Here is a 23,994-nt window from a genome sequence, read left to right on the forward strand (position 1 = left end):
TCTATCTTTGCTCTCCTAGTGTTAGGAGTTAGTTGCCTGTTCCTATTCAGCCAACAAAGCTATAAAAAAACAGTCGTTCAATACTATGCTAACGACCAGAACCTGCCCAATAGGATAACTTATAGTGAATATAGCGATAAACGAGAAGCCAACTACGGTGGCACTCTAAACATCACATCTATCAAACAAGCTAATGACGGAGTTTATGCAACCTATGAAGGGCAATTGACACCTCTCCAATATTGATAAATTGATAACCAGCCTGTCTTCATCCAGTCATGCTGGTTTTTAAGTTCATTTTAAATCCTTACTTATTCTTCCCAACTGTGCTATACTTAATTTAGTACATTCTTTGAGATTGGAGCTAGTATGAAAATCCATAAAACCGTGAATCCTGTTGCCTATGAAAACACCTATTACCTAGAAGGCGAAAAGCACCTCATCGTTGTCGATCCTGGTAGCCATTGGGAAGCCATTCGTCAGACAATTGAGAAGATCAACAAACCGATCTGTGCCATTCTATTAACCCACGCCCATTATGACCATATCATGAGTCTGGACTTGGTTCGCGAAACTTTTGGCAATCCTCCTGTCTATATCGCAGAGAGCGAAGCCAGCTGGCTCTACACTCCTGTCGATAATCTCTCTGGTCTCCCTCGCCACGATGATATGGCAGATGTGGTCGCAAAACCTGCTGAACACACTTTTGTCTTTCACGAAGAATACCAACTGGAGGAGTTTCGTTTCACCGCCTTACCAACACCAGGTCACTCTATCGGTGGTGTTTCCCTAGTCTTTCCTGATGCTCACCTAGTCTTAACAGGAGATGCACTATTCCGAGAAACTATTGGACGGACGGATCTTCCGACTGGTAGCATGGAACAACTCCTCCATAGTATCAAAACCCAACTTTTCACCCTACCAAACTACGACGTCTATCCAGGGCATGGTCCAGCTACTACTATCGCTCACGAAAAAACTTTCAATCCCTTTTTCTAGTAAGATTTTGATGATAATAAATATCGCAATTTATAATAGATTGAAACTATAATAGTACGCCGTAACTTCTAAATCATTATTAGAAATTGATTTCAATTTTCCAATCGATTTATTCAGATTTTATTTCATCTCACTATATTTATACTATTTTAGAATTATAAAAAACGCATAATATCAAGTGTAGAAAGTTTGATATTATGCGTTTTATCATGAAAAGATTTTCTAAATTATCTCCTCAAATTGATTTTTTCACAGTCTAAAATAATTGATAGATAAACTATGAATTGGAGTTATTCTGACTCCTTACGAAAGCTAAATAATCCAGCAGTTAGAGTTAACATTCCAAATAGGGTGACGAGAATTGAGTTATTTTCTCCAGTATTTGGCAAAGTCTTAGCTACTTGTTTCGAAATAGTTTCAGTCTTAGTTGCTAACGGCTCAGCTTGAGTTTTTGTACTATTTACGTCATTTCCTTTTTGTTCTGTGGTTATTGGAGTATTACTACTATTTACAACTGAAACAGGAGTTGTAGTACCTCCGTTATCACGGCTTGCGGCAACTTTGAAAGTCATAGCATAGATACTGAAGTGATTGGTTTCAAAAGTAACCTTATCTGTATCTTGTTTGAACTTCAATGCCTGTAAGGTACCGTCTGGAGCAACATAGTAAACATTTTCAACTGGCTTATCAGCAGAAAGACTTACTAGAACCATGCCATTTGGCTGGATAGCTTTACCATTCGCGTCATATAGATGAATGTCAAAGGCCTTGTAGTCTTTTGATTCAAGTGAAGTCGGCTTGGTTTCTTCTACCCTGATATATCTGACATTTTTGAGTGTTGCTTCTGAACCATATACTTGAACGCTTCCAGCTTCGCTCGAAAGAACACGAGTATTGTTTGGGATGGCTGGATTAAGCGTAGGCGTTACGGGAGTTGTCGGTGTTATTGGAGCAACTGGTGTAACTGGATTTACAGGATTTTCACTTGGCTTCTCGGCTGGTTTTTCGGTGTGGTTCTTAAATAAGAAAACGTAAGTTTGATAAACTTCTGCGTATAAACCAAAATCTCCCTCGCTTCTTCCTCTCTCATTTAGCTGATAACGGTGATAAAGTGGTGTTAACTGCCTATTTTTTGAAAATTGATAGACTTCCACGTCATTGTCTTCTTTTTTAGTGCGGAAAACCATGTAACCTTGACCTGTGATGTTAGTGTTTTTGTTTAGTTCAACATGTCCTGTTTTTCCATCAAAAATACCTGTATAAATTGTATACGCTTCATAGTTTCTACCTTCCAATTCTGGAATTTTCACTCGAATCGGATACATATACATATGGCTTTTCAACATTTCTTCACGAGAAAATTCCCTCCCATTTTCTTCGATCCACCTATTCCCGCCACCTATAAAGTAAGCTAATCTTGGTTTGTTATTGATAAAATCTTTTTCAGCAGTCCATATTCCACTGAAAGTTTCCTTCATATCACTGATAGGAAGTGGTGCTACAATATCAGCGTAGGTAACAACAGGGTGTTCATGAACGCTTCCGTCACGTAGAGGCCATCTTCTCACTGGTTTTCTGTTATTTTCCTGCGGTTGCTCTGCAGGTTTCACTTCTGGTTTTGCTGGATTAGCAGGTTGTAGTTGCTCTGCTGGTTTAACTTCTGGTTGAGGGTTTTCTGCTGATTTTGGAGTTGGAACGGGTGTTTCAGCAGGTTTATTATCAACCGGCTTGTTCTCAACTGGTTTTACTGGCTGAGTAGGCTGTGGTTGCTCTGTAGGTTTAATCTCTGGTTGAGGATTTTCTGCTGGTTTTGGCGCAGGTGTTGGTTGAGCAGTATTAGGTTTAACAGCAACATTTGGCTGCGGTGCAACGTTTTCCTCGGCATGCACCAAAGTTGGCACTACAGCACTAAGAGTGACAGCAGAAAAGGTAACAATACCTAGTTTAGTGAGTTTATTCATAATTTTTCCTCCTCAGGAATATAAAATTGCCTTTTTAGGCTTATAAAATAACAAAATCAACTTCCTTTCAAGACCACAAAAGCAAAATTTTGAGCCAACTCATTATCTAAACATTTAATGTCCTTGATAGAAGCCTTAAATGAACCTTCATCCATTAACTGAACAATACAGCTATTACATATCTTAATAATTTTTAAATTTTTTGTTACCAAAAGCTAGCTATCTCCTTTAGAGATAGGGAACTAAGTGTATCGCGTAACGACCGTTAGACGATACACAAAAAATGCCAATCCAACACGGGTTCAAAACCTTGTTAAATTCGCATTTTCTAAAATATTCACATTGTTATTTTGAATGTTTCATCAAACGGTCGTTAATCGAAACAAATTTACAGCTTCATTCTACCATTTTTCCCTGTTTTTAGCAATGATTTTCCGTTTTTTTTTGACGATTGTTCGCCACTTTATTACGTTCTAACACTTTATATAGGGTTGATGTAGAAATTTGTTCAGTTTTTGCAATATTACGTATGCTTATATTTGAATGTAGATATTTGTTAAGTATTCGCTCCTCCTTTTCTTTTGAAATCCGTTTTGCTCCTAATCTAACACCATTTTCCTTAGCTTTTCGAAGTCCCTCTTTTGTGCGAAACCTCAGATTTTCCAGCTCATTTTCTGCCACAAAGCCTAAAATGATGCAAAGTAACCTGCCGATAAGAGAATCTGTTTCTAGTTTTTCATGCAAACTGACTAGCTGAATATGAGATTCATTAAATAGTTCAATAAGTTCTAGCAGCTTAAACATAGATCGAGTCAGTCTATCTAACTTATAGATAGTGAAAGTAACCTGCTTGCCATCTTTCGAAAAGTCAGAAGCCAGTTTTAAGGCTTTTGTGAGTTCAGGACGAGTGTTATTTGCACCAGATTCCTTTTCTATAAAAAGTTTATCGCAATGTTTGAGAGCTTCGATTTGCACTTTCAATCCTAGGTCTTGCTTATGAGTAGATACACGGGCGTAGCCTATGTTGATAGTCTTTTGAGACATAAAAATCCTCCTGTTATCTTGATACAGAGGGATATTTTACTATGAATTTTAAAATAAGAAAAGACTTCAATTTCATAATCCCTATGAACTACACCCCAAAAGCTAGATTGTTCTATCTAACTTTTTAGGGTGTACATAGATAGGGAAGGTATAATGATAGGAGTTTTACTTGCTTCTTTACATTACCAAATAATCACGCGCTCTTCTGGCGAACGCCACATACCGTCTCCTTCTTTGACATCATAGGTTGTAAAGAAATCATCGAAGTTTGGTACTTGCACATTGACACGGAGTTTGGCTGGTGCGTGCACATCGACGCTAGCCAAAAGTTTCATAAATTCTGGACGACCTTTCATGCGCCAGATGCGACCGAAGTTGTAGAAGAATTCTTCTGCTGAGAAGTCTGGTTCTCTCTTAGCTGCTTCAAGCGCTGCAGCGATTCCTCCCAAGTCAGCCACGTTTTCTGACACAGTCAATTTACCATTGATGGTTGCACCATAAGAATCTTGTCCATCAAACTGGTCAATAACTTTTTGTGTTTTCTCCTTAAAGGCAGCATAGTCATTCTCTGTCCACCAATCCTTGAGGCTACCATTTTCATCGAAGGAAGCTCCGTTGGTATCAAAGGCGTGAGAAATTTCATGGGCAATAACCGCCCCGATACCCCCGTAGTTAGCAGAAGATGACTGATGCAAATCATAGAAAGGTGCTTGTAAAATAGCCGCTGGGAAGACAATTAGGTTCTTCTGTGGATTGTAGTAGGCATTGACCATATGAGCAGGCATACCCCATTCCTTGTAGTCTACAGGCTGGTTCCACTTACTCCAACTGTGCTTGATTTCCACACGCGCAAAGGCTAGAGCATTGTCAAAAAGACTAGCAGTCTCATCCACTACCTTGTCTTTGTAGCGTGCTGGTAATTCTTCTGGGTAACCAATATAAGGCTTGATAACATTGAGTTTGACGATGGCCTTGTCACGAGTTTCAGGAGTCAGCCAGTCATTTTTAGCCAAGCGCTCCTTATAGACATCAATCATAGTTGCCACTTTTTTCTCCACGTCCGCCTTAGCCTCTGGAGAGAATTTTTCATGGGCATACCAGAGACCCAAGGATTGTTTGAATGGACCTTGTGCTAGTTGATAAGCCGCCTTGACCTTGTCTTTGGCTTCTGGAACTCCTGAAAGCGCACGGCTATAGGCCCCTGATAGGACACGGATTTCTTCTGTTAAATAGCTGGTTGAGAGATTGACAACACTCAAAATCAAGGTTGCCTTGAGGAGAGGCCAAGCCTCTTCACTATAGAATTGATCTGCTACTTGCCAGAAGCGTTCCTCGTCTACAATAACCTTGTCTGGTATTTGTCCAAGAACGGCTTGGAAAAAGTCATCCAAAGGTAGGGCAGGCGCAAATTTCTTGAAATCTTCATACGAATATGGGTGGTAGAGTTTAGCATACTCTGAACTTTCTTCATTAGAGAGCACCACTGCTGCAACTCGGCGGTCCAATTCTAGTCTTTTCTCTAGCAAGTCTTCAATTTCTTCATCAGAGAAATCATAAGCCTTGAGAAGATTGGCGCTGCTTTCTTTCCAAAGAGTCAAGAGCTCTTCGCGCTGAGGATGATCTTCAGCATAGTAGGTCGTATCTGGCAGGATCGTGCTTGGAGCACTAGCCCATAAAACGTTGATTCTGGCATCCATAAAGTCTGGCGATACACCAAAAGGAAGGAAGTTAGGTTTTCCTGCAAGTTCAAACTCTGCTAGTTTGGCAGTGAAATCTGCAAAAGTCTCCAATTCTTGGAATTCTTTAAGAAGAGGCAAAACAGGTGTGATACCGTCAGCTTCTCTCTTGTCAAAATCACGAACTAGGCGGTGGTATTTGACAAAGTTTGCCAAGATAGCATCCTCAGGCACCTCTTCTCCTGCCAACCACTTGTCTGTTGTCGCCAGCATCAGGTCTTCAATTTCCTGGTCTAAATCAACAAAACCTCCTGTTTGAGACTTATCTGCTGGGATTTCAGCTGTTTTCTGCCATTCTCCATTGATAGCATCATAAAAATCGTCTTGATAACGTGTCATCTTGTTCTCGCTTTCATTTGTACTTGTTTTTAGCTTAACAAAAATTGCTTGGGAATGCAATTAAAAATGAATGGATGTTTCCATCATTTTTCAGTTATTATTTTAATTTTTTTAAAAATTAACTTGACTTAATTTTTTTTTTAATGTATATTAAGAGACAGGAGGAATATAAGTTTATGATACGTATCGAAAACCTCAGTGTCTCCTACAAAGAAACGTTGGCACTTAAGGATATTTCACTAGTGCTCCATGGACCGACAATTACAGGTATCATTGGCCCAAACGGTGCTGGAAAATCAACATTATTAAAAGGTATGCTGGGCATTATCCCACATCAAGGTCAGGCATTTCTCGATGACAAGGAAGTTAAAAAATCCTTACATCGAATCGCCTATGTCGAACAAAAAATCAATATCGACTACAACTTTCCCATCAAGGTCAAGGAATGTGTCTCGTTAGGACTCTTTCCCTCTATCCCTCTCTTTCGAAGTTTAAAGGCTAAACATTGGAAGAAAGTGCAAGAAGCCCTTGAAATCGTCGGTCTAGCTGACTATGCTGAACGGCAAATCAGTCAACTGTCTGGAGGTCAATTCCAGCGGGTCTTGATTGCCAGATGTTTGGTACAGGAAGCCGACTATATCCTCTTGGATGAACCCTTTGTTGGGATTGACTCTGTCAGTGAGGAAATCATCATGAATACGCTGAGAGATTTGAAAAAAGCTGGGAAGACGGTTCTCATCGTCCACCACGACCTCAGCAAGGTTGCCCACTACTTCGATCAAGTCTTGCTTGTCAATCGAGAAGTGATTGCCTTTGGTCCAACCAAAGAAACCTTTACCGAAGCCAATCTCAAAGAAGCTTACGGTAATCGACTCTTTTTCAATGGAGGTGACCTATGATTACAGAATTTATCGATGGATTGCAAAAATTCCATTTCTTACAGAATGCCTTGATAACAGCTATTGTCATCGGGATCGTAGCTGGAGCTGTGGGATGTTTCATCATTCTACGCGGGATGTCACTCATGGGAGATGCCATTTCACATGCTGTCTTGCCAGGTGTAGCCCTCTCCTTCATCTTGGGCGTTGACTTCTTTATCGGAGCCATTGTCTTTGGATTGCTAGCTGCCATCATCATTACCTACATCAAGGGGAACTCGATTATCAAAAGCGATACCGCCATCGGCATTACCTTTTCTTCTTTCTTAGCCCTCGGTATCATCTTGATTAGTGTCGCTAAAAGTTCAACTGACCTTTTCCATATCCTTTTTGGTAATATCCTGGCCGTCCAAGATACGGATATGTTTATTACTATAGGTGTGGGGGCAGCCATTCTCTTGTTAATCTGGATTTTCTTCAAGCAACTCTTGATAACTTCCTTTGATGAACTCTTGGCCAAAGCCATGGGAATGCCTGTCAATTTCTATCACTACCTTCTCATGGTACTCTTGACTCTCGTGTCTGTGACAGCCATGCAAAGTGTCGGAACTATCCTGATTGTAGCCATGCTGATTACCCCAGCTGCAACTGCTTATCTTTATGCTAATAGCCTGAAAAGCATGATTTTCCTTTCCTCAACCTTTGGAGCGATAGCTTCAGTTTTGGGGCTCTTTATCGGCTATAGTTTTAACGTTGCGGCAGGTTCTAGTATCGTGCTTACAGCCGCTAGTTTCTTTCTCATTAGCTTCTTTATCGCTCCAAAACAACGATATTTGAAACTGAAAAATAAACATTTGTTAAAATAAGGGGCAAAGCCCCAATAAATTGGAGGATCTAATGAAAAAATTAGGTACATTACTCGTTCTCTTTCTTTCCGTCATTGCTCTTGTAGCATGTGCTAGCGGAAAAAAAGATGCAGCTTCTGGTCAAAAACTAAAAGTTGTTGCTACAAACTCAATCATCGCTGATATTACTAAAAATATTGCTGGTGATAAGATTGATCTTCACAGTATCGTTCCTGTTGGTCAAGACCCACACGAATACGAGCCACTACCTGAAGACGTCAAGAAAACTTCTGAGGCAGACCTCATTTTCTATAACGGTATCAACCTTGAAACAGGTGGCAATGCTTGGTTTACAAAATTGGTAGAAAATGCTAAGAAAACTGAAAACAAAGACTACTTTGCAGTCAGCGAAGGCGTTGATGTTATCTACCTTGAAGGCCAAAACGAAAAAGGTAAAGAAGACCCACACGCTTGGCTTAACCTTGAAAACGGTATGATCTTTGCTAAAAATATCGCAAAACAATTGAGCGCTAAAGACCCTAGCAACAAAGAATTTTACGAAAAAAATCTCAAAGAATATACTGATAAGTTAGACAAACTTGACAAAGAAGCTAAAGCTAAATTCGACAACATCCCTGCTGAGAAGAAATTGATCGTAACCAGCGAAGGATGCTTCAAATACTTCTCTAAAGCCTACGGTGTCCCAAGTGCCTATATCTGGGAAATCAACACTGAAGAAGAAGGAACACCTGACCAAATCAAGACCTTGGTTGAAAAACTTCGCCAAACAAAAACTCCTTCACTCTTTGTAGAATCAAGTGTGGATGACCGTCCAATGAAGACTGTTTCACAAGACACAAACATCCCAATCTACGCACAAATCTTTACTGACTCTATCGCAGAACAAGGTAAAGAAGGCGACAGCTACTACAACATGATGAAATACAACCTTGACAAGATTGCTGAAGGATTGGCAAAATAAGCCTCTGAAAAACGTCATTCTCACGTGAGATGGCGTTTTTTCTATACCCATATTTCCGGTCAAATCATTGGAAAATTCCGACTGTTTTAGCTAAAATGGAAGAAAAAAGATTGGAGTATCTTATGGTAACTTTCCTCGGAAATCCTGTGAGCTTTACAGGTAAACAACTACAAATCGGCGACAAGGCACTTGATTTTTCACTCACTACAACAGACCTTTCTAAAAAATCTCTGGCTGATTTTGATGGCAAGAAAAAAGTCTTGAGTGTCGTGCCTTCTATCGATACAGGTATCTGCTCAACTCAAACACGTCGTTTTAATGAAGAACTGGCTGGACTGGATAATACGGTTGTCTTGACTGTTTCAATGGACCTCCCTTTTGCTCAAAAACGTTGGTGTGGTGCTGAAGGTATTGAAAATGCCATCATGCTCTCAGACTATTTCGACCATTCCTTTGGACGTAACTACGCCCTCTTAATCAGTGAGTGGCACCTATTGGCACGCGCAGTCTTTGTCCTCGATACTGACAATACTATTCGCTACGTTGAATACGTGGACAATATCAACTCTGAACCAAACTTCGAAGCCGCAATTGCAGCTGCTAAGGCCCTATAGAAAAAATCCTCTGTCACAAAGAGTTCCCTACTCTTTGAAACGGAGGATTTTTGTTTACGAGTAAATACAAGTCCAATCTGATAAAAACAACTACCTTATACTGGAATCTAGCCACAGGTTACTCAAGACACTGCTTTGAGGTTGTAGATGGAAACTAACCTGGTTTGAAAAGATTTTCGAAGAGTATTACTCTACAGATTTCAAGGCTTCAAGCATATCAACCTTTCTCAGATGACGATTGACGAAGAAGCCAAGCAAGGTCAAAATGATGCTTACTGCCGTCACTGGAATTACATAGACTTCCCAGCCTACCTGCGGATAAAAGAGAATAGTCGCTGGTGAAATCATTTGAATCAAAAACTGGTGTAAATAGAAACCAGTTACCAGACCAAGAACGATTCCCACAAGGGATAGCACAATCGTCTCACGGTAAATGTAGAGGGTGACTTCATTACTATGAAAACCGAGAACCTTGATAGTGGAGAGTTCACGGATTCTCTCAGCCACATTGATATTGGTCAGATTGTAAAGGATAACAATAGCCAATAGAACCGACACGATAACTAAGATAGTCATGGTCTGATTGAGTGAGCTGGCGACCGAGTCAAAGAGGCGAATGGCTGAAGCATTCTGGACAACACTGGACACCGCAGATTGATTCATAAGCAAGCCTGCCTGCCTTTCGATACTAGACGCACTGGTATCCCTTAGCGAGACCAGATAAGTGTTGGCTTGGGGCACCTGTCCGTAAATTTGCTCATAGCTAGCCTGACTCATATAAATAAAGTGACCAACGTAGTTCTCAGTAATAGCGGCGACCTTTAATTCCTTACCTTCAATTTCTAGGCTCTCCCCAACCTTGGCACCTGCCAGCTGGGCGAGTTTAGCTGTAATAACGACGCCATCTTTTAATGTCAGCTCCTGCTGGTGATTTTGAAGATGGATAAAGGGTGTCAAATCTTCCTTATCTGTCATCATAAGAGTAATAGTTTGAAGACCAGTCTTACCTTTGAAATCCTTGTCTAGCGTCTTAGAATAAATTTTCTGGTAGACTTGGATATCCTTCCCTTTCAATACTTCTTCTAGCTCTGCCTTGTCCTGATTGGTCGCACTAGGATTTTCAGAGACAATCATCTGATACTGTTGAATTTGTTGAAACTGTCTAGACGGAACCCCTGCCACAGAGGATTGTATTCCCAAACCTGCAAAGAGCAGAGCTACAGAACCTGCCACACCAAAAATCGTCATCAACATCCGCTGCTTATAACGGAAGATATTGCGGGCTGTTACCTTATGAGTAAAACTGAGACGACGCCAGATAAAACCGATGCGCTCTAGTAAGATTTTGGCTCCTTTAACAGGTGGTTTAGGCAGTAAAAGCTGGGCTGCTTCATCATGAAGTTCCCTCCGAGCCACCAGATAGGCTGGTAAGACACTCGCCAACCAACTCAGACCAAGAGCTAGTAAGCTATAGGTCCAATAGAACTGAATCTGGGTTTCTCCCACCACCATGTCTTTTGTAATGACACTTGAAATCACACCGGCTAGTAAATAATGTCCAAGTATGCTACCTAGAGCTGTTCCGACAGTCCCAGCTACTAGACCATAAAGGAGAAACTTGGCAATAATATCCTTGCTACGATAACCCAAGGCCTTAAAAATACCTGCATGTGTTCGCTCTTCATCCACAAAGCGAGTCATGGTTGTAAAGGTCACCATAGCTGCTACGGCATAAAGCACTACAGGAAAGATATTGCCCACTGCCCGAATACTGGCTGAAGCATTACTGTACATGAGGTAGCCTTGACCGCCAGGCATGGTCTGACGATTATAGACCTGATACCTTGGTTCCGCCAAATCATCCAAGGCTTGCTGATGTTTTTCTAATTTTTCCTTTTCCTGGGCTAGATTTTGTTCAGCCTGCTTTAGTCTGTCCTCTTCCTTACTCAATTCCTGCTTGGCTTGGGTAAGTTGAGTACTGGCCTGCTCTCTCTGTGCTTGAGGAAGCAAGGCTAGTTGACTTTCTTGAGCCTGTATACGATCTTGAGCAGCTGCTAAACGACGTTTGCCTTCCTGCAAATTAGTCTCAGCCTTGTCAAGGGTCTCTTGACCTTTGTCTAGAGACTCTTGTCCTTCTTTTTTCAAGAGTTGCAGACGTGCCTTGCCATTATCTGACAAAGCTTGTTCAAGGTCTTCCTGATGTTGCTTGGATTTTTCTTCATAAGCTACTGAAAAAGCATTTAAGCCTGCTAAATCTTGATATTTCAAACGAGCTATATTGTAGACTTTCTGATCAAACTGACTAGGTAAAATCACCCCATAGGCTGTCAGAGTCCCACTTCCACTTCCTGCGTAGCCCATATCACGCTGGGAGAGGATTTCAGCTGAATCTACAAAACCAGTAATGGTATAAGTATGGTCTTTTAAAGAGGAATGACCCTCTTCTTTTTCTTTAAAACTAACCTCCTGTCCCACGCTGTATTGGCCTTGCAAATGAGTGGCCAAAGCGATTTCCTTATCTGACTGAGGAAGTCGTCCCTCTCTTAGCTGAAAGGTTGAAATTCGCTCTGGTTTGGAGTACAGCCTAATGGCATCCTGCCCATTCTCCATAGTCACATCTGTCAAATAGCCAAACTCAACCTCTGCGCCCTCTATCTGTTCTAGTTCTTCTTGATCTGTTTGATCTAAACCATAATTAGACATAACTGCCAAATCCAGGGTTTGAGCAGTTGTTAAATAAGCATTAGCTGTCGACTCCATGTTGGGGCTAGTCACTTTGAGACCTACTAGGGCTAGAGAGCCCAACATCATCAAGGTCAAGATAGATAAAAAACGTCCCTTGGAGCCTGTGAAGGACTGAATTAAGTCCTTCCAATAAGTTTTTCGCTTGATCATGCTAGTACTCCAAACTGTCGATATCCTGAGGAAACTGGTTGATCACCACATCCTTGACACTGGCATCGTGCATATGAATCACGCGATCAGCAATGGGCGCCAAAGCTCCATTGTGAGTCACGATGATCACCGTCGCTCCCTTTTGACGAGACATATCTTGGAGAATTTTCAAAACCTGCTTGCCCGTCTGATAATCCAAGGCTCCAGTCGGTTCATCACAAAGGAGGATTTTAGGATTTTTGGCTACCGCGCGTGCAATGGAGGCTCGCTGTTGCTCCCCTCCAGAAAGCTGGGCTGGGAAATTATTGAGACGATGAGCCAGACCTACATCTGTCAAGACCTGTTCAGGATTCAAGGCATCTGTCACGATTTCTGAAGCCAACTCCACATTTTCCTTAGCAGTTAGATTGGAAACTAGATTATAAAACTGAAAAACAAAACCGACATCATTGCGGCGGTAATTGGTTCTCTGGTGGGAATTGTAGTCTGCAATATTGGCACCATCAATCCAGATTTCCCCCTCGTCATTGGTATCCATTCCCCCAAGAAGGTTAAGAACCGTTGACTTGCCTGCACCAGATGCACCTAGAATAATAACCAATTCACCCTTTTCAATCTCAAAATTCACATCACGATTGGCCACAATCTCCGTGTCCCCAACCTGATAACGCTTGTAACAGTGTTTCATCTCAATATAAGCCATCAGACCCACCCTCTCTCAAACAAATTACTTCCTACTACCATTATAACGCTTTTTCAACTAGTTGGAAACTGCTTACATTCTCAAATCCTTATTAAAAGACAGTATCAAACCACTGCCTTTTATCATCTTCTTAAAAATAAAATTGAACCAGATCACCTTCTGCTGTTGCCACCGAAATACAATCTTTCTCTATGCATTTCACTTTTGCTTTTTCTTGATTCACTTCAATCACACTTTTTTCAATACCTGGATAAGAAACTCGCAAATCTCCTCCACTCCTTGATAAAATGGTCATCTGTAAGAGTTTTTTATCCTCCCACCTCATGCTAACTTCAAAATGTCCACGTGCCATTAAGCCTGAAACAGAACCTGTTGACCATGCATCGGGTAGGGCGGCTAGAGGTACCAGATAAGCTGTATGAGACTGGATCAACATTTCCGCCATGCCACTAGTAGCACCAAAATTACCATCTATCTGAAAAGGAGGATGGGTGCACCAAAGATTGGGCAAGGTGGATGTCTTTAACTGCTCTGCTAATAATTTATGGGCTCGATTGCCATCTCCTAGACGCGCCCAAAGATTTATCTTATTAGCCTTGGACCAACCTGTACCCCCATCTCCACGATCATTGAGGCTAGCACGCGCCGCATCAAGATACTCTTGTCCCTTATAGCTAAAGAGAGTTCCAGGATAGAGTCCCACTAGATGGGAAGCGTGCCGATGCTGGGCCTCCACTTTCTCATTTTGAAAATACTGCTCTTCCTCCTCATACCACTCCCTGATTCGACCAAATTGAGTGATTTGAAGAGGATTAAGCAAGTCAAACTTCTCCTTGACCTCAGTCAACAAGTCCTCATCCAGTCCCAATTCCTGAGCAGCCTGAATAAAATCATGAAATAACTGCCAAATCAGAGATTGGTCATAGGTATTGCCAATCGAAATCGGACCATGTTCTGGAGAATAAGACGGAGAAGATACCCAACGCTGCGCCTGCTGATCCTTATGTAAAAAATCATTCCAAAAACGCACCGTTTCCCTCAACATGGGATAAATTTTCTCCCTGAGATAGTCTTGGTCCCTGTAAAATGAATAGGCCTCATAAACCGTTTGCATCATCCACGCATTAGCAGCTGGTGACCAGCCCCAATAGTAATCCCAACCAGGTGCCGTCCAGCCGAAAGGAGTCGCTTGAGTATGAACCAACCAACCATTCTCCTCCCCTTCCTGAGAGACGATTCCTGCATACCTTGTAGCCGCTATGCGACCATAGACACGCAAATCATCGATATAGTTGATGACCGGAAAGGCCGTCTCTAGGAGATTAGTAACATAGGCTGGCCAATAATTCATCTGCAGATTGATATTCAAGTGATAGTCTGAGTTCCAAGGAGGATTGTCGATCGCATTCCATACCCCTTGCAAGTTAGCTGGTAGAGCATCTGGGCAATCTCTAGAAGAGCTAATCAATAAATACCGCCCATACTGGAAGAACAGCTCCTCCAAAGCCTGTCCCTCTTGAGGCTTATAATTTTTTAGCAAATCATCTGTAGTGAATGTGTCAACATCAGCTCCCAAATCCAATTGAACACGCTGAAATAAAGCTTGGTAGTCCTCAATATGCCTTGATTTCAATTGGGTATAGCCCTTTTCTTTAGCTATCTCCACCAAGTCCTTTACCTGTTGCTCTAAATCTATTTTCTTGCGATAATTGCTAGCAGGATTTTGGGCAAAATCTGTCTTAGCCGCCAAGAAGAGATTAGCATAACTGGCTCCTGATATCTGAACCTTATCTGACCAAACTCTAATATCTCCATCCGTTTCCCAAGCTAGATAACTAGCAAACCGCAGATCATTATCCTTAACCCGTCCCTTCATCAAGATATGAGAATCAGTAATATCCAACTTACACTCCTTGAAATCAGATTTTTCCTGCTCATACTTTCCATCAGAAGCTAAATCGCGGGTCAAGGACAGTTCCATAGTAAAATCTAGAGTTTCCAACCCTTCCTTAGTAAAACGTTGAATCAAGAGATCATCTGGAAAACTCGCAAAAGCTTCACGTTCAAATCGCGTTCCCTTATAGGCATAAGAAGTCGTCGCAAGTGCCTTACTAATATTCAGCTGTCTCTGATAGTTCGTCACCTGAGACATAGTCTTGCCTTGATTACTGAACTCAATGTGAATATCCCCAAAGGACAGATAGGTCCCATATTGACTCGTTTGGGACCCGACTAAGTGCTGTTCAGCCAGTTCCTTAGCAGTATTGTAGTCTCTCTTCTCCAAAGCCTGCCGAATCTCAGCTAAAAAAACATACTGGTCCTGAAGATTTCCACCCTGATAATCTGAACTATCAGGAAGTGGACCTCCAGACCAGAGACTTTTTTCATTGAATTGAATCCGCTCAGCCCCTATAAGCCCAAATATTTTTGCTCCTAAAGAACCATTGCCTATCGGTAAGGCCTCTTCTTCCCAACCCTTATATGTTGTTGACGCTGGTTGCTTGTAGGCCAATACATAATCTTGTTTTTTATTCCTTATCATACTACCATACTAACATAAAAAGCCTAGAAATCAATTCTAGACTTACATTTTTTTATTTTCCAAGGTAGTATTCAGAAACTACGTTCAATTTTTCGTCGAATTCGAATACCAATGGTGGGAAGTTAGGGATTTCCACGTCCATGATTTCGTCATCTGACAAACCTTTGATGTGTTTTACAAGGGCACGGATTGAGTTACCGTGAGCTCCTACGAATACGTTTTTGCCATCTTTAAGAGCTGGAGCGATTTTATCTTCCCAGAATGGAAGGGCACGTTCCAAAGTCACTTTCAAATTTTCAGCATCTGGGATAACTGAATCGTCAAGTGAAGCGTAACGACGGTCAGTGTGAGCTGAGTGCTCATCATCACGATCCATGTTTGGAGGCAATACATCGTATGAACGACGCCAGATGTGAACTTGTTCATCACCAAATTGTTCAGCAGCTTCAGCTTTGTTTTTACCAGTCAAACCACCGTAGTGACGTTCGTTCAAACGCCATGATTTTTCAACTGGAACCCACAATTGGTCAGAAGCTTCAAGAGCCAAGTTAGTTGTTTTAATCGCACGTTTCAATACTGAAGTGTAAGCTTGGTCAAATTCGATACCAGCTTCTTTGATCAATTTACCAGCGTCAATCGCTTGTTGTGTACCTTTTTCAGACAAATCAACATCAGCCCAACCAGTGAAAAGGTTAGCTTTGTTCCATTCAGACTCACCGTGGCGAGCAAAAACCAATTTTACCATTAGATGGATTCTCCTTTAAATTTTCCGAGGTTTTCCCTCGTTTATCTATTCTATTTTACACAATTTTTCACAAAAAAGCTAGTCAAAACCAAAAGGAAAGGACTGTTTGGCAATCACATTGTTTTTGGTTGTTTCTATTCTATCATCATTATTTAATCTTTAAAAAACACCCCAATTTATAACATTTGGGGTGTAATTTAACCAATTATTCTCAATTACTACAAAAAATTTCTATCTTACTGTAGTTGAGATGTCAAAGTTTTCAACTGTTTTTGCAAATTGTCTCTAAAGTCTTTCAATTGTTGAGACAATTTTGATTTATCATCTTCCTTGATCTCAGTTGACCCTAGCAAATCATATATTTTTTTCTGCGCATCGAATAATTTTTGAGTTGACTCTTTTAGTTTGGTAAACGACTCATTATTTTCCATAGCTGTGCCTTTGAAACTTTCCTCAGCTTTAGTAAAATAATCATCAAAAATCTTTTTATAAAGATCTATATAATCTGCATAAGTACGTATTGATTCAATCGCATCGTCTGTTACAACCGGTGTATCAAGAGTGATTGTTTCTTTTGTGGTATTAGATGTTGCTGCTGTCTTCTCATCATTACTTGTTGAAGTAGTCTTTGAATTTTGTGCTCCACATGCAGCGAGAAGAGAAACAGATAATAGAACTACTCCTAGACCGATAAACTTTTTTGTTCTTTTCATGCTAAAATACCTTTTATTCTTCTGATTTGAATTTCTTCAATGTTGCAAGGAATAGAGATCCTCCAATAATAGCAAGAATCCCCCCAACCCATCCTAAGAATGGAATGAGACTAACTCCACCAGAAACAATCATTAGGACAGACGGAGCTGCACCTACACGATTATCTCCTTTATAGTAAACAATAGCAATGATACCGAGAACAAGATTTGCAATCTTCAAGGCATTCAAGAGTAAAGCAACACCTGAAACAGCCCCTGCAGTAGCTCCTCCATTAAGAGTTGTAGCAGCTGTATTTACCGCTGTTCCCAACAAGACAAAAGGACCAATAAGAAGTAAAATTCCTCCTACAAGACCGACGATACCACTAATTAAAGCAAGTGTTTTTGATTTCATAATAAAATCTCCTTTTTATTTTTTTTCAAATAAAATTGTATCATATTTGCTAAAAAAAAAAAGTATTTTCTGATATTATAAAATAAAAATTTGTATAATATGAAATAAAATATAATACTTTTCAGAAATCAAAAGCAACTATACAAATTTATTATTGTAAAAATGTGATACAATTTACCAATCTTATCCGCAATATCAAATTCGTATTTTATCTTACTGCTGTTAGCTTGCTAAGTTTCTCTTTGATTCTTGTTGAGTATAAAAAATCACACCTCACAAATTTTCAAAATAAATAAAAACGCATCGTATCAGGTGTTCAAAAACGTGATACAATGCGTTTAATAGACTATAAAATTAGTTGTCTTTTCTTCTCAAATTGAGTTTTACCTAGACTTTTCAACCTTATTTCTCTTCAAATCCTTCTGCGACTGCGTCCGCAAAGTTTTCTTCTACGATGCTTGCACAGTGGTCACAGATGACTGCGTGGTAGCTGCGTTCTGCTGTTGTTGGGTCGATACGACGGCAACGGTCACATACTTCACCTGCAGCGCGTTCAACTGTGAAGGCTACATCTTCGAAGCTAACGGCAGCTTCTGGAGCTGGTCCTTCTGCGATAGTCAATTCAGACACGATTAAAAGTTGAGCTACATTGCTGTTTACTGCTTCGAGCAGAGTTTTCACAACTTCATTTGGATAAACTGTCAAGTGTGCTTCAAGTGATTTACCGATTACTTTTGCATTACGAGCTTCTTCCAAGGCTTTTTGAGCTTGTCCACGGAAGTCCATGAAGGCAGCCCATGTATCCAAGATTTCCTCTTGATTAGCAAAAGTTTCTGCTTCTGGCAATTCTGATAATTGAACAAAATCTTCTGCTTCAAACTCAAGGTATGACCAGATTTCTTCCGCAGTGTGAGGAAGGATTGGTGTCAAGAGTTTGGTGATTTTCACAAGAATGTCATAGAAGACAGTCTGCATTTGACGGCGTTCCAGTGATTTGGCACCTTCGATGTAAACAACATCTTTGGCAAAATCAAGGTAGAAGGCTGACAAATCAACGTTGATAAAGTTCACCAAGGCCTTGTAGATTGTCAAGAATTCAAAGTTTGCATAAGCATCACGAATCGTTTTCACAAGCTGGTTAAAGCGAACCGTCATGTACTTATCAACTGAACGAAGCTCATCGTAAGCGACTGCGTCTTGAGCTGGGTTAAAGTCAGATGTGTTAGCAATCAAGAAACGAAGAGTGTTACGAATCTTACGGTAAGTTTCAGAGACTTGGCTCAAAATATCCATAGAGATACGCACATCGTTGCTTGAGTCAACACTTGTTACCCAGAGACGCAAGATTTCAGCACCGAATTGTTTTTCAACATCGCTTGGAGCAATGGTGTTTCCAAGAGATTTAGACATCTTCTCACCTTTACCGTCAAGGGCAAATCCTTGTGACAGAATTTGTTTGTAAGGTGCTACGCCATGGTTGGCAACAGATGTGATGAGTGAAGAGTTGAACCAACCACGGTATTGGTCAGAACCTTCTAGGTAAAGGTCTGCTGGGTAAGTCAACTCAGGACGGTTTACTACAACTCCATTCCATGATGAACCTGAGTCAAACCAAACGTCCATGATATCTGTTTCTTTCTTGAATTCGCCATTTGGTGAACCTGGATGAGTAAATCCTTCTGGTAAGAGGTCTTTGGCATCACGTTCCCACCAAATGCTTGAACCATGTTCTTCAAAGAGTTGAGCTACATGCTCAATAGTTTCAGCAGTCATAATCGCTGTACCGTCTTCAGCGTAGAAGATAGGAAGTGGAACACCCCAAGCGCGTTGACGAGAGATGACCCAGTCACCACGGTCACGAATCATATTGTAAAGACGGACTTTACCCCATTCTGAGTGGAATTTCACCTTTTCAATTTCATCCAAGATTTCTTGGCGGAATTTAGAAACTGAGGCAAACCATTGTGGTACTGCACGCCAGATGATTGGTTTCTTCGTACGCCAGTCAAATGGGTATGAGTGAGAGATTTCTTCTTGGGCAAGAAGGAGGTTACCAAGTTTTTCAATAACAGTTGGAACTACCTTTTCATAGAATTGACCTTCAAACTCAGGACCAGCATTCTTCATCATGATACCACGTTCGTCAACAGTCACTGCGACTTCAAGACCATTAGCAATACCAACATTGTAGTCGTCCTCACCAAAACCAGGGGCTGTATGGACAATACCAGTACCAGAGTCAGTGGTAACATGGTCACCAAGAATAACCAATTCATCTACAGCTGTATCCCATGGATGTTCTGTTACGATGTGGTTCAATTCTTGACCACGGTAAGTTGCCAAAACTTGAACATCAACCCAGCCAAATTTCTCAGACAAGCTAGTCAACAATTCTGCAGCAACCACAAACTTACGAGCTTCACCAGCAGGTTGAACCAAGACGTAATCAATATCCGCTCCAACAGTCAAACCACGAGAAGCTGTGATAGTAAATGGAGTAGTTGTCCAGACTACGATATAAGTATCTGTATCTAGAACATCTTTGCCATCCTTTACCTTGTTGGCATAGTAAAGAGAAGTTGAAACCAAGTCATGGTATTCAATCTCTGCTTCAGCAAGGGCAGACTCAGATGACCATGACCAGTAAACTGGTTTTGCACCACGATAGATATAACCCTTGTTAGCCATCTCACCGAAGACACGGATTTGGGCTGCTTCATAGTCAGGAGTCAAAGTCACATATGGATTTTCCCAGTCACCAGAAACACCCAAACGTTTAAAGTCTTCACGTTGTTTATCTACTTGAGAAAGAGCGTATTCACGGCAAAGTTTCAAGTACTCAACCAAGTCCATTTCTTTACGTTTGACACCTTGTTTTGCCAAAACTTGCTCGATTGGCAGACCATGAGTGTCCCAACCCGGGATAAATGGTGCGTAAAAACCTGACATAGATTTTGAGCGAACAATGATATCTTTTGAAATCTTGTTCATAGCATGTCCAACGTGGATATTTCCGTTAGCGTATGGAGGGCCATCATGCAAGGTGAAATGAGGTTTTCCTTGGTTCAATTCTTGACGACGTTGGTAAAGTTTTGCATCTTCCCATTCCTTTTGCCAAACTGGCTCTTTGGTCGGAAGGCCTGCACGCATTGGGAAAGCTGTTTTCCCAAGATTAAGGGTATCTTTGAGTTTCATGGTATCTCCTTTATAAATAATAACAAATTAAAAACCACGACTTCCAAAAAGGACGAAAATCGTGGTACCACCTTTATTCGAAAAAAGACTCAGCTTTTTTCCTCTTATCCCGTAACGTGGGGAACGTCAAATCTTACTCCATTCAGACTTGATTGTTTGAGAGGATAATCTTATCAATAGGGATTACAGGACTCACACCATCTCCTGCTCGCTGGAAATATAAGGATAAGATATTGTTCTCAGATTATTTCTTATAAAATTGTAACGGATTCTTGCGGTGCTTCAAATCCTGGTGCTGAATCAAACGTTTCTGTAGCTGGTGTTGGAGCCGAAGGATGTACTGGAGCTACTTCTGGTTCCTCGTACATTGGACCAACTGGATGAGCAGGTCCTTCTTCAATTTGAGGACTCACTACAGGAGTTGGATTTTCCACTTCCTGTTTAGCCTGAGCTTCAAATTCAGCCAATTCTTTATTGGCTGCCTCAATACGAGCCTGTAACTCTGTCATTTCTTCTTGAGAAAATTGACGTGTCATATCAATTGGTTCTTCCTCAATTGGAGCTGGAATCGGTTCTCCAAGTACTTCGCTAACAACTTCTTTAAAGGCTTCATCACTTGTCTGAAGATAAGTAGCTGTTGGACGAAGAATATCTTCCCAATCTGAAGATTCAACAATAGCCAACTGACTCTCAATTGTAGATTTGAGACGTTGGTGGAAGACACGACTCTTGTTCTTCAATTCTTCGGTTTCAACAGCAACTTTCTTAGCATTATCAGCTGCCTGACGAAGAATTTCATTTGCCTTGTACTTAGCTTCTTCCAATAAACGTTGTGCATCTTGCTCTGCTTGATGGATAATATTGTTTGAACGTTCAGATGCAGCTTGTTTTACTCGTTCAGCTGTATCTTGAGCAATCAATACAGACTGGCTCAATGAATCTTTCATCTCATCAAAGTAAGACAAACGATCTTCTAAACTCTTAATATGTAAATCCTTATCATGATTAGAGCGGACTAAATCTTCATAATCACGGACTACAATATCTAAAAATTCATCTACTTCTTCTGGATCAAAACCTCTAAAGCGTGTGCTAAAGGTTTTATCTTTGATTTCTAACGATGTAATTGGCATATTTTTCCTCACTTACTTAATAACAACTGGACTGTTATTTTTTTCTTCTCTTTTTTAGTTTGTCCCTTATCTTGAAGTAACCTCAAACGCCCAAATTTTCTCACACTAATCAAGTCTCCAACTTGAACAGTATAGTCTGATTTATCTACCATATGATAATTTACTTGGACAAGTTTCTTGTCAATCAACTGGTTTGCTTGATTTCTAGATAGTTTTAAAACATTTGATAAAAGAACATCTAATCTAAAACTAGACACGCATAAATCCAGCTCTCTATACTGTTCCAACTTATCTATTTTCTCGGTGAAAGGACGTTCCTCCAGCGAAACGGGTATACGGCCAATTTTCTTTAATCCATCTTGAAAGAGAAGAAGAAACTGCTGATTAATCATAATCTGCGCCCGTTCTTCATCTACTAGGATATCTCCAAAAAGTTTCCGTTCAATCCCTAATTGATTGATGACTGTCCCTAAAATCTTAGCATGCGTTAAGTGTTCAAATTTATTGGAATACACAATTTCCTGGAGAGACATTTCAAAATCTGAAAACTCTGGCTGGAAATAATCTGGGTATAATAAAACTCGAACATACTCACTTGAGACGAATTCCCCACTACTGCTACAAGCAAGACCATAGGTTTGGGCTAAAATTTTTAATAGTTTCTCCTGATGAGGATTGATAAAAGGAGTTAAAAAAGGAGCATAGCTATCTTCCACCTTCTTTATCCATTCCATTCCCTTATCAAGAAAGGGACGATCTTCTATGGAGAAATGCTGGTAAATCCCTTTATTCATCCTATCATCGCCAGAAAACGCACTAAGTTTTCCCCTAAAAATCGAACCAAAACAATCGCAACCCAAACAGATAAATCTAGACCTGCTATCTGTAAAGGCAGACGTTGCAAAGGAGCAAGCACTGGTTTTACCAATACTACAATCCAACGACCCAAACTTGATTCGTAGGCGCCTGGAAACCAAGACATGACAGCAAAGGCTACCAAAATCAGGGAGTAAATATCCACTGCATTATAAATCAGACGAATTAAAAAAATCATTATCGTACTCTATTTCGTCTCATATCAAAATCAAACTCACCCTGTTGATCTTCATCTGGTAAACGAATATCTTCAATATTCACAATAACATTCACTGGTGTCAACAGATACATGGTAGAAGCTACCTTTTTCAAATTTCCAGCTAGAACATGGCAAGCCCCATCCAGATAATCTAAACAACGACGAGCTTGTACTTCAGTCATATATTGAAAATCAATCAAAATACTTTCGTTTCCTGCTAATAAATCAACAATTTCTATCGCATCTTCATATTTTCTAGGGTAACGAACATCAATTGTTACTTTTTCAGTGGAATGCTGATTTTGCTTTGCTAACTCTTGTTGACGTGCATGCAGTCTAGTAATATTATTTTCTTTTGTACTACTTGTGCTTGGTGTTTGATTCGTTGAGAGAGCCTTTTCCTGTGTAGAATTTACTGGAGTTAAAATGGGCTCATCTCGTTTTTCATTAGGGAGACTTAAATCCTCATCCTCCGTAAAATAATCTATAAATCTATCGAATCTATCTTTTAAAGACATGGTTCTCTCCTACTTAAAAAATGCTGTACCTATGCGAACAAAGGTGGAACCGAATTGAATCGCTTCTTTATAATCACGACTCATTCCCATACTTAACTCGGTCATAGGCATCTTTGGAATTTGTTTTTCTTGGATTTCTCTTTGTAAATCTTGAGTCGCCTTGAAAATCTCTTTCAACTGTTCACTGCTAGCCTCAAAAGGTGCCATCGTCATTAATCCAACATATTCAATCTTATCTAGTTTGGCTAACTCCGGCAAGACTTCCAATAATTCTTCTCTCGAAAAGCCGTGTTTACTTTCTTCTTTAGAAATATTTACTTGAAGGAAACACTTGATGACTCGGTCACTTCTTTTTTGGATTTCCTCTGCTAGCTTTACTGAATCCAATGCATGGAAATAATCAACGTATTGAATGACATCTTTCACCTTACGTCTTTGTAAGGTACCAATCAAATGCCAAGTCACATCTCGATCTTTTAAAGCTTGATATTTCTCTAGAAACTTATCTACACGATTTTCACCGATATGATGAACTCCTAGCGGAAGCAAGGCTTCCGCTGTCGGTACATCTACATACTTGGTAACTGCAATGACAGAGACTGAGCCACTCTCGCGATGAGCACTCAGACTTGCTTCTGCGACTTCTCGAAAAACACGTTCTGTATTTTCTTTTACATTCATTT

At 40.4% G+C, this 23,994-nt stretch carries 21 protein-coding genes; 6 read left to right on the plus strand and 15 right to left on the minus strand.

The features are described 5' to 3' along the window. The first annotated feature begins 18 nt into the window (after positions 1-18). Positions 19-246 (plus strand): hypothetical protein, encoded by a 228-nt coding sequence (locus O3601_RS03775; protein WP_313970275.1) that lies wholly within the window; start codon positions 19-21, stop codon positions 244-246. 123 nt (positions 247-369) lie between these two features. Then, positions 370-999, plus strand: coding sequence for an MBL fold metallo-hydrolase (locus O3601_RS03780; protein ID WP_077804841.1), 630 nt, complete (start codon positions 370-372; stop codon positions 997-999). Positions 1,000-1,289: 290 nt separating this feature from the next. On the opposite strand, the gene O3601_RS03785 is transcribed toward O3601_RS03780, so the two are convergent. From O3601_RS03785 to pepO, 3 genes are all read right to left on the minus strand, one after another. Then, positions 1,290-2,960, minus strand: a complete 1,671-nt coding sequence (locus tag O3601_RS03785) for an LPXTG cell wall anchor domain-containing protein (protein WP_371471222.1) — start codon at positions 2,958-2,960, stop codon at positions 1,290-1,292. 420 nt (positions 2,961-3,380) lie between these two features. Beyond that, complete coding sequence (locus O3601_RS03790; protein WP_371471224.1) at positions 3,381-4,004, minus strand: recombinase family protein; 624 nt, start codon at positions 4,002-4,004, stop codon at positions 3,381-3,383. Between the two features lie 182 nt (positions 4,005-4,186). Next, positions 4,187-6,079, minus strand: coding sequence for an endopeptidase PepO (pepO, locus tag O3601_RS03795; RefSeq protein WP_371471226.1), 1,893 nt, complete (start codon positions 6,077-6,079; stop codon positions 4,187-4,189). 176 nt (positions 6,080-6,255) lie between these two features. Between pepO and O3601_RS03800 the strand changes: the two genes are divergently transcribed. The 4 genes from O3601_RS03800 (at position 6,256) to tpx (ending at position 9,398) form a co-directional block, all read left to right on the plus strand. Next, entirely contained in the window at positions 6,256-6,978 is a 723-nt protein-coding gene (locus tag O3601_RS03800; protein WP_000619145.1) for a metal ABC transporter ATP-binding protein, read from the plus strand. Next, positions 6,975-7,823 carry a metal ABC transporter permease gene (locus tag O3601_RS03805; protein WP_153193142.1) on the plus strand — a complete coding sequence of 283 codons (849 nt, stop codon included), beginning with the start codon at positions 6,975-6,977 and terminating at the stop codon, positions 7,821-7,823. Before O3601_RS03800 ends, O3601_RS03805 begins: the two co-directional genes overlap by 4 nt. A 31-nt stretch (positions 7,824-7,854) precedes the next feature. Continuing rightward, entirely contained in the window at positions 7,855-8,784 is a 930-nt protein-coding gene (psaA, locus tag O3601_RS03810; RefSeq protein ID WP_153193140.1) for a metal ABC transporter substrate-binding lipoprotein/adhesin PsaA, read from the plus strand. A 122-nt stretch (positions 8,785-8,906) separates the two neighbouring features. Continuing rightward, complete coding sequence (gene tpx, locus O3601_RS03815; protein WP_371471228.1) at positions 8,907-9,398, plus strand: thiol peroxidase; 492 nt, start codon at positions 8,907-8,909, stop codon at positions 9,396-9,398. A 186-nt stretch (positions 9,399-9,584) separates the two neighbouring features. Here the strand turns inward: tpx and O3601_RS03820 are convergent, their stop codons facing one another. The 12 genes from O3601_RS03820 to O3601_RS03875 form a co-directional block, all read right to left on the minus strand. After that, on the minus strand, positions 9,585-12,293 hold the full coding sequence (locus O3601_RS03820; protein ID WP_371471230.1) for an FtsX-like permease family protein: 2,709 nt from the start codon (positions 12,291-12,293) through the stop codon (positions 9,585-9,587). A gap of 1 nt (position 12,294) precedes the next feature. Next, complete coding sequence (locus tag O3601_RS03825; RefSeq protein WP_265529180.1) at positions 12,295-12,996, minus strand: ABC transporter ATP-binding protein; 702 nt, start codon at positions 12,994-12,996, stop codon at positions 12,295-12,297. Between the two features lie 130 nt (positions 12,997-13,126). Further along, entirely contained in the window at positions 13,127-15,538 is a 2,412-nt protein-coding gene (locus tag O3601_RS03830; protein WP_265529182.1) for a glycoside hydrolase family 95 protein, read from the minus strand. Between the two features lie 52 nt (positions 15,539-15,590). Then, complete coding sequence (locus tag O3601_RS03835; protein WP_000240129.1) at positions 15,591-16,283, minus strand: phosphoglycerate mutase; 693 nt, start codon at positions 16,281-16,283, stop codon at positions 15,591-15,593. 236 nt (positions 16,284-16,519) lie between these two features. Further along, positions 16,520-16,996 carry a hypothetical protein gene (locus O3601_RS03840; RefSeq protein WP_265529184.1) on the minus strand — a complete coding sequence of 159 codons (477 nt, stop codon included), beginning with the start codon at positions 16,994-16,996 and terminating at the stop codon, positions 16,520-16,522. Between the two features lie 13 nt (positions 16,997-17,009). Continuing rightward, complete coding sequence (locus tag O3601_RS03845; RefSeq protein WP_000837844.1) at positions 17,010-17,390, minus strand: hypothetical protein; 381 nt, start codon at positions 17,388-17,390, stop codon at positions 17,010-17,012. A 402-nt stretch (positions 17,391-17,792) separates the two neighbouring features. Then, positions 17,793-20,585, minus strand: coding sequence for an isoleucine--tRNA ligase (gene ileS / locus O3601_RS03850; RefSeq protein ID WP_265529186.1), 2,793 nt, complete (start codon positions 20,583-20,585; stop codon positions 17,793-17,795). A 251-nt stretch (positions 20,586-20,836) separates the two neighbouring features. Continuing rightward, complete coding sequence (locus tag O3601_RS03855; RefSeq protein ID WP_371471237.1) at positions 20,837-21,718, minus strand: DivIVA domain-containing protein; 882 nt, start codon at positions 21,716-21,718, stop codon at positions 20,837-20,839. Positions 21,719-21,726: 8 nt separating this feature from the next. Then, complete coding sequence (locus O3601_RS03860; RefSeq protein ID WP_001032421.1) at positions 21,727-22,512, minus strand: RNA-binding protein; 786 nt, start codon at positions 22,510-22,512, stop codon at positions 21,727-21,729. Next, positions 22,509-22,772, minus strand: coding sequence for a YggT family protein (locus O3601_RS03865; protein ID WP_265529189.1), 264 nt, complete (start codon positions 22,770-22,772; stop codon positions 22,509-22,511). Before O3601_RS03865 ends, O3601_RS03860 begins: the two co-directional genes overlap by 4 nt. Further along, positions 22,772-23,311 carry a cell division protein SepF gene (locus O3601_RS03870; RefSeq protein ID WP_261029663.1) on the minus strand — a complete coding sequence of 180 codons (540 nt, stop codon included), beginning with the start codon at positions 23,309-23,311 and terminating at the stop codon, positions 22,772-22,774. The genes O3601_RS03865 and O3601_RS03870 overlap by 1 nt, the downstream gene beginning before the upstream one ends. 9 nt (positions 23,312-23,320) lie before the next feature. Then, positions 23,321-23,992 carry a YggS family pyridoxal phosphate-dependent enzyme gene (locus tag O3601_RS03875; protein WP_265529191.1) on the minus strand — a complete coding sequence of 224 codons (672 nt, stop codon included), beginning with the start codon at positions 23,990-23,992 and terminating at the stop codon, positions 23,321-23,323. Between the last annotated feature and the right edge of the window lie 2 nt (positions 23,993-23,994).

Origin of the sequence: Streptococcus sp. 20925_1_69, assembly GCF_041432365.1 — a bacterium.
Taxonomy (GTDB): Bacteria; Bacillota; Bacilli; order Lactobacillales; family Streptococcaceae; genus Streptococcus.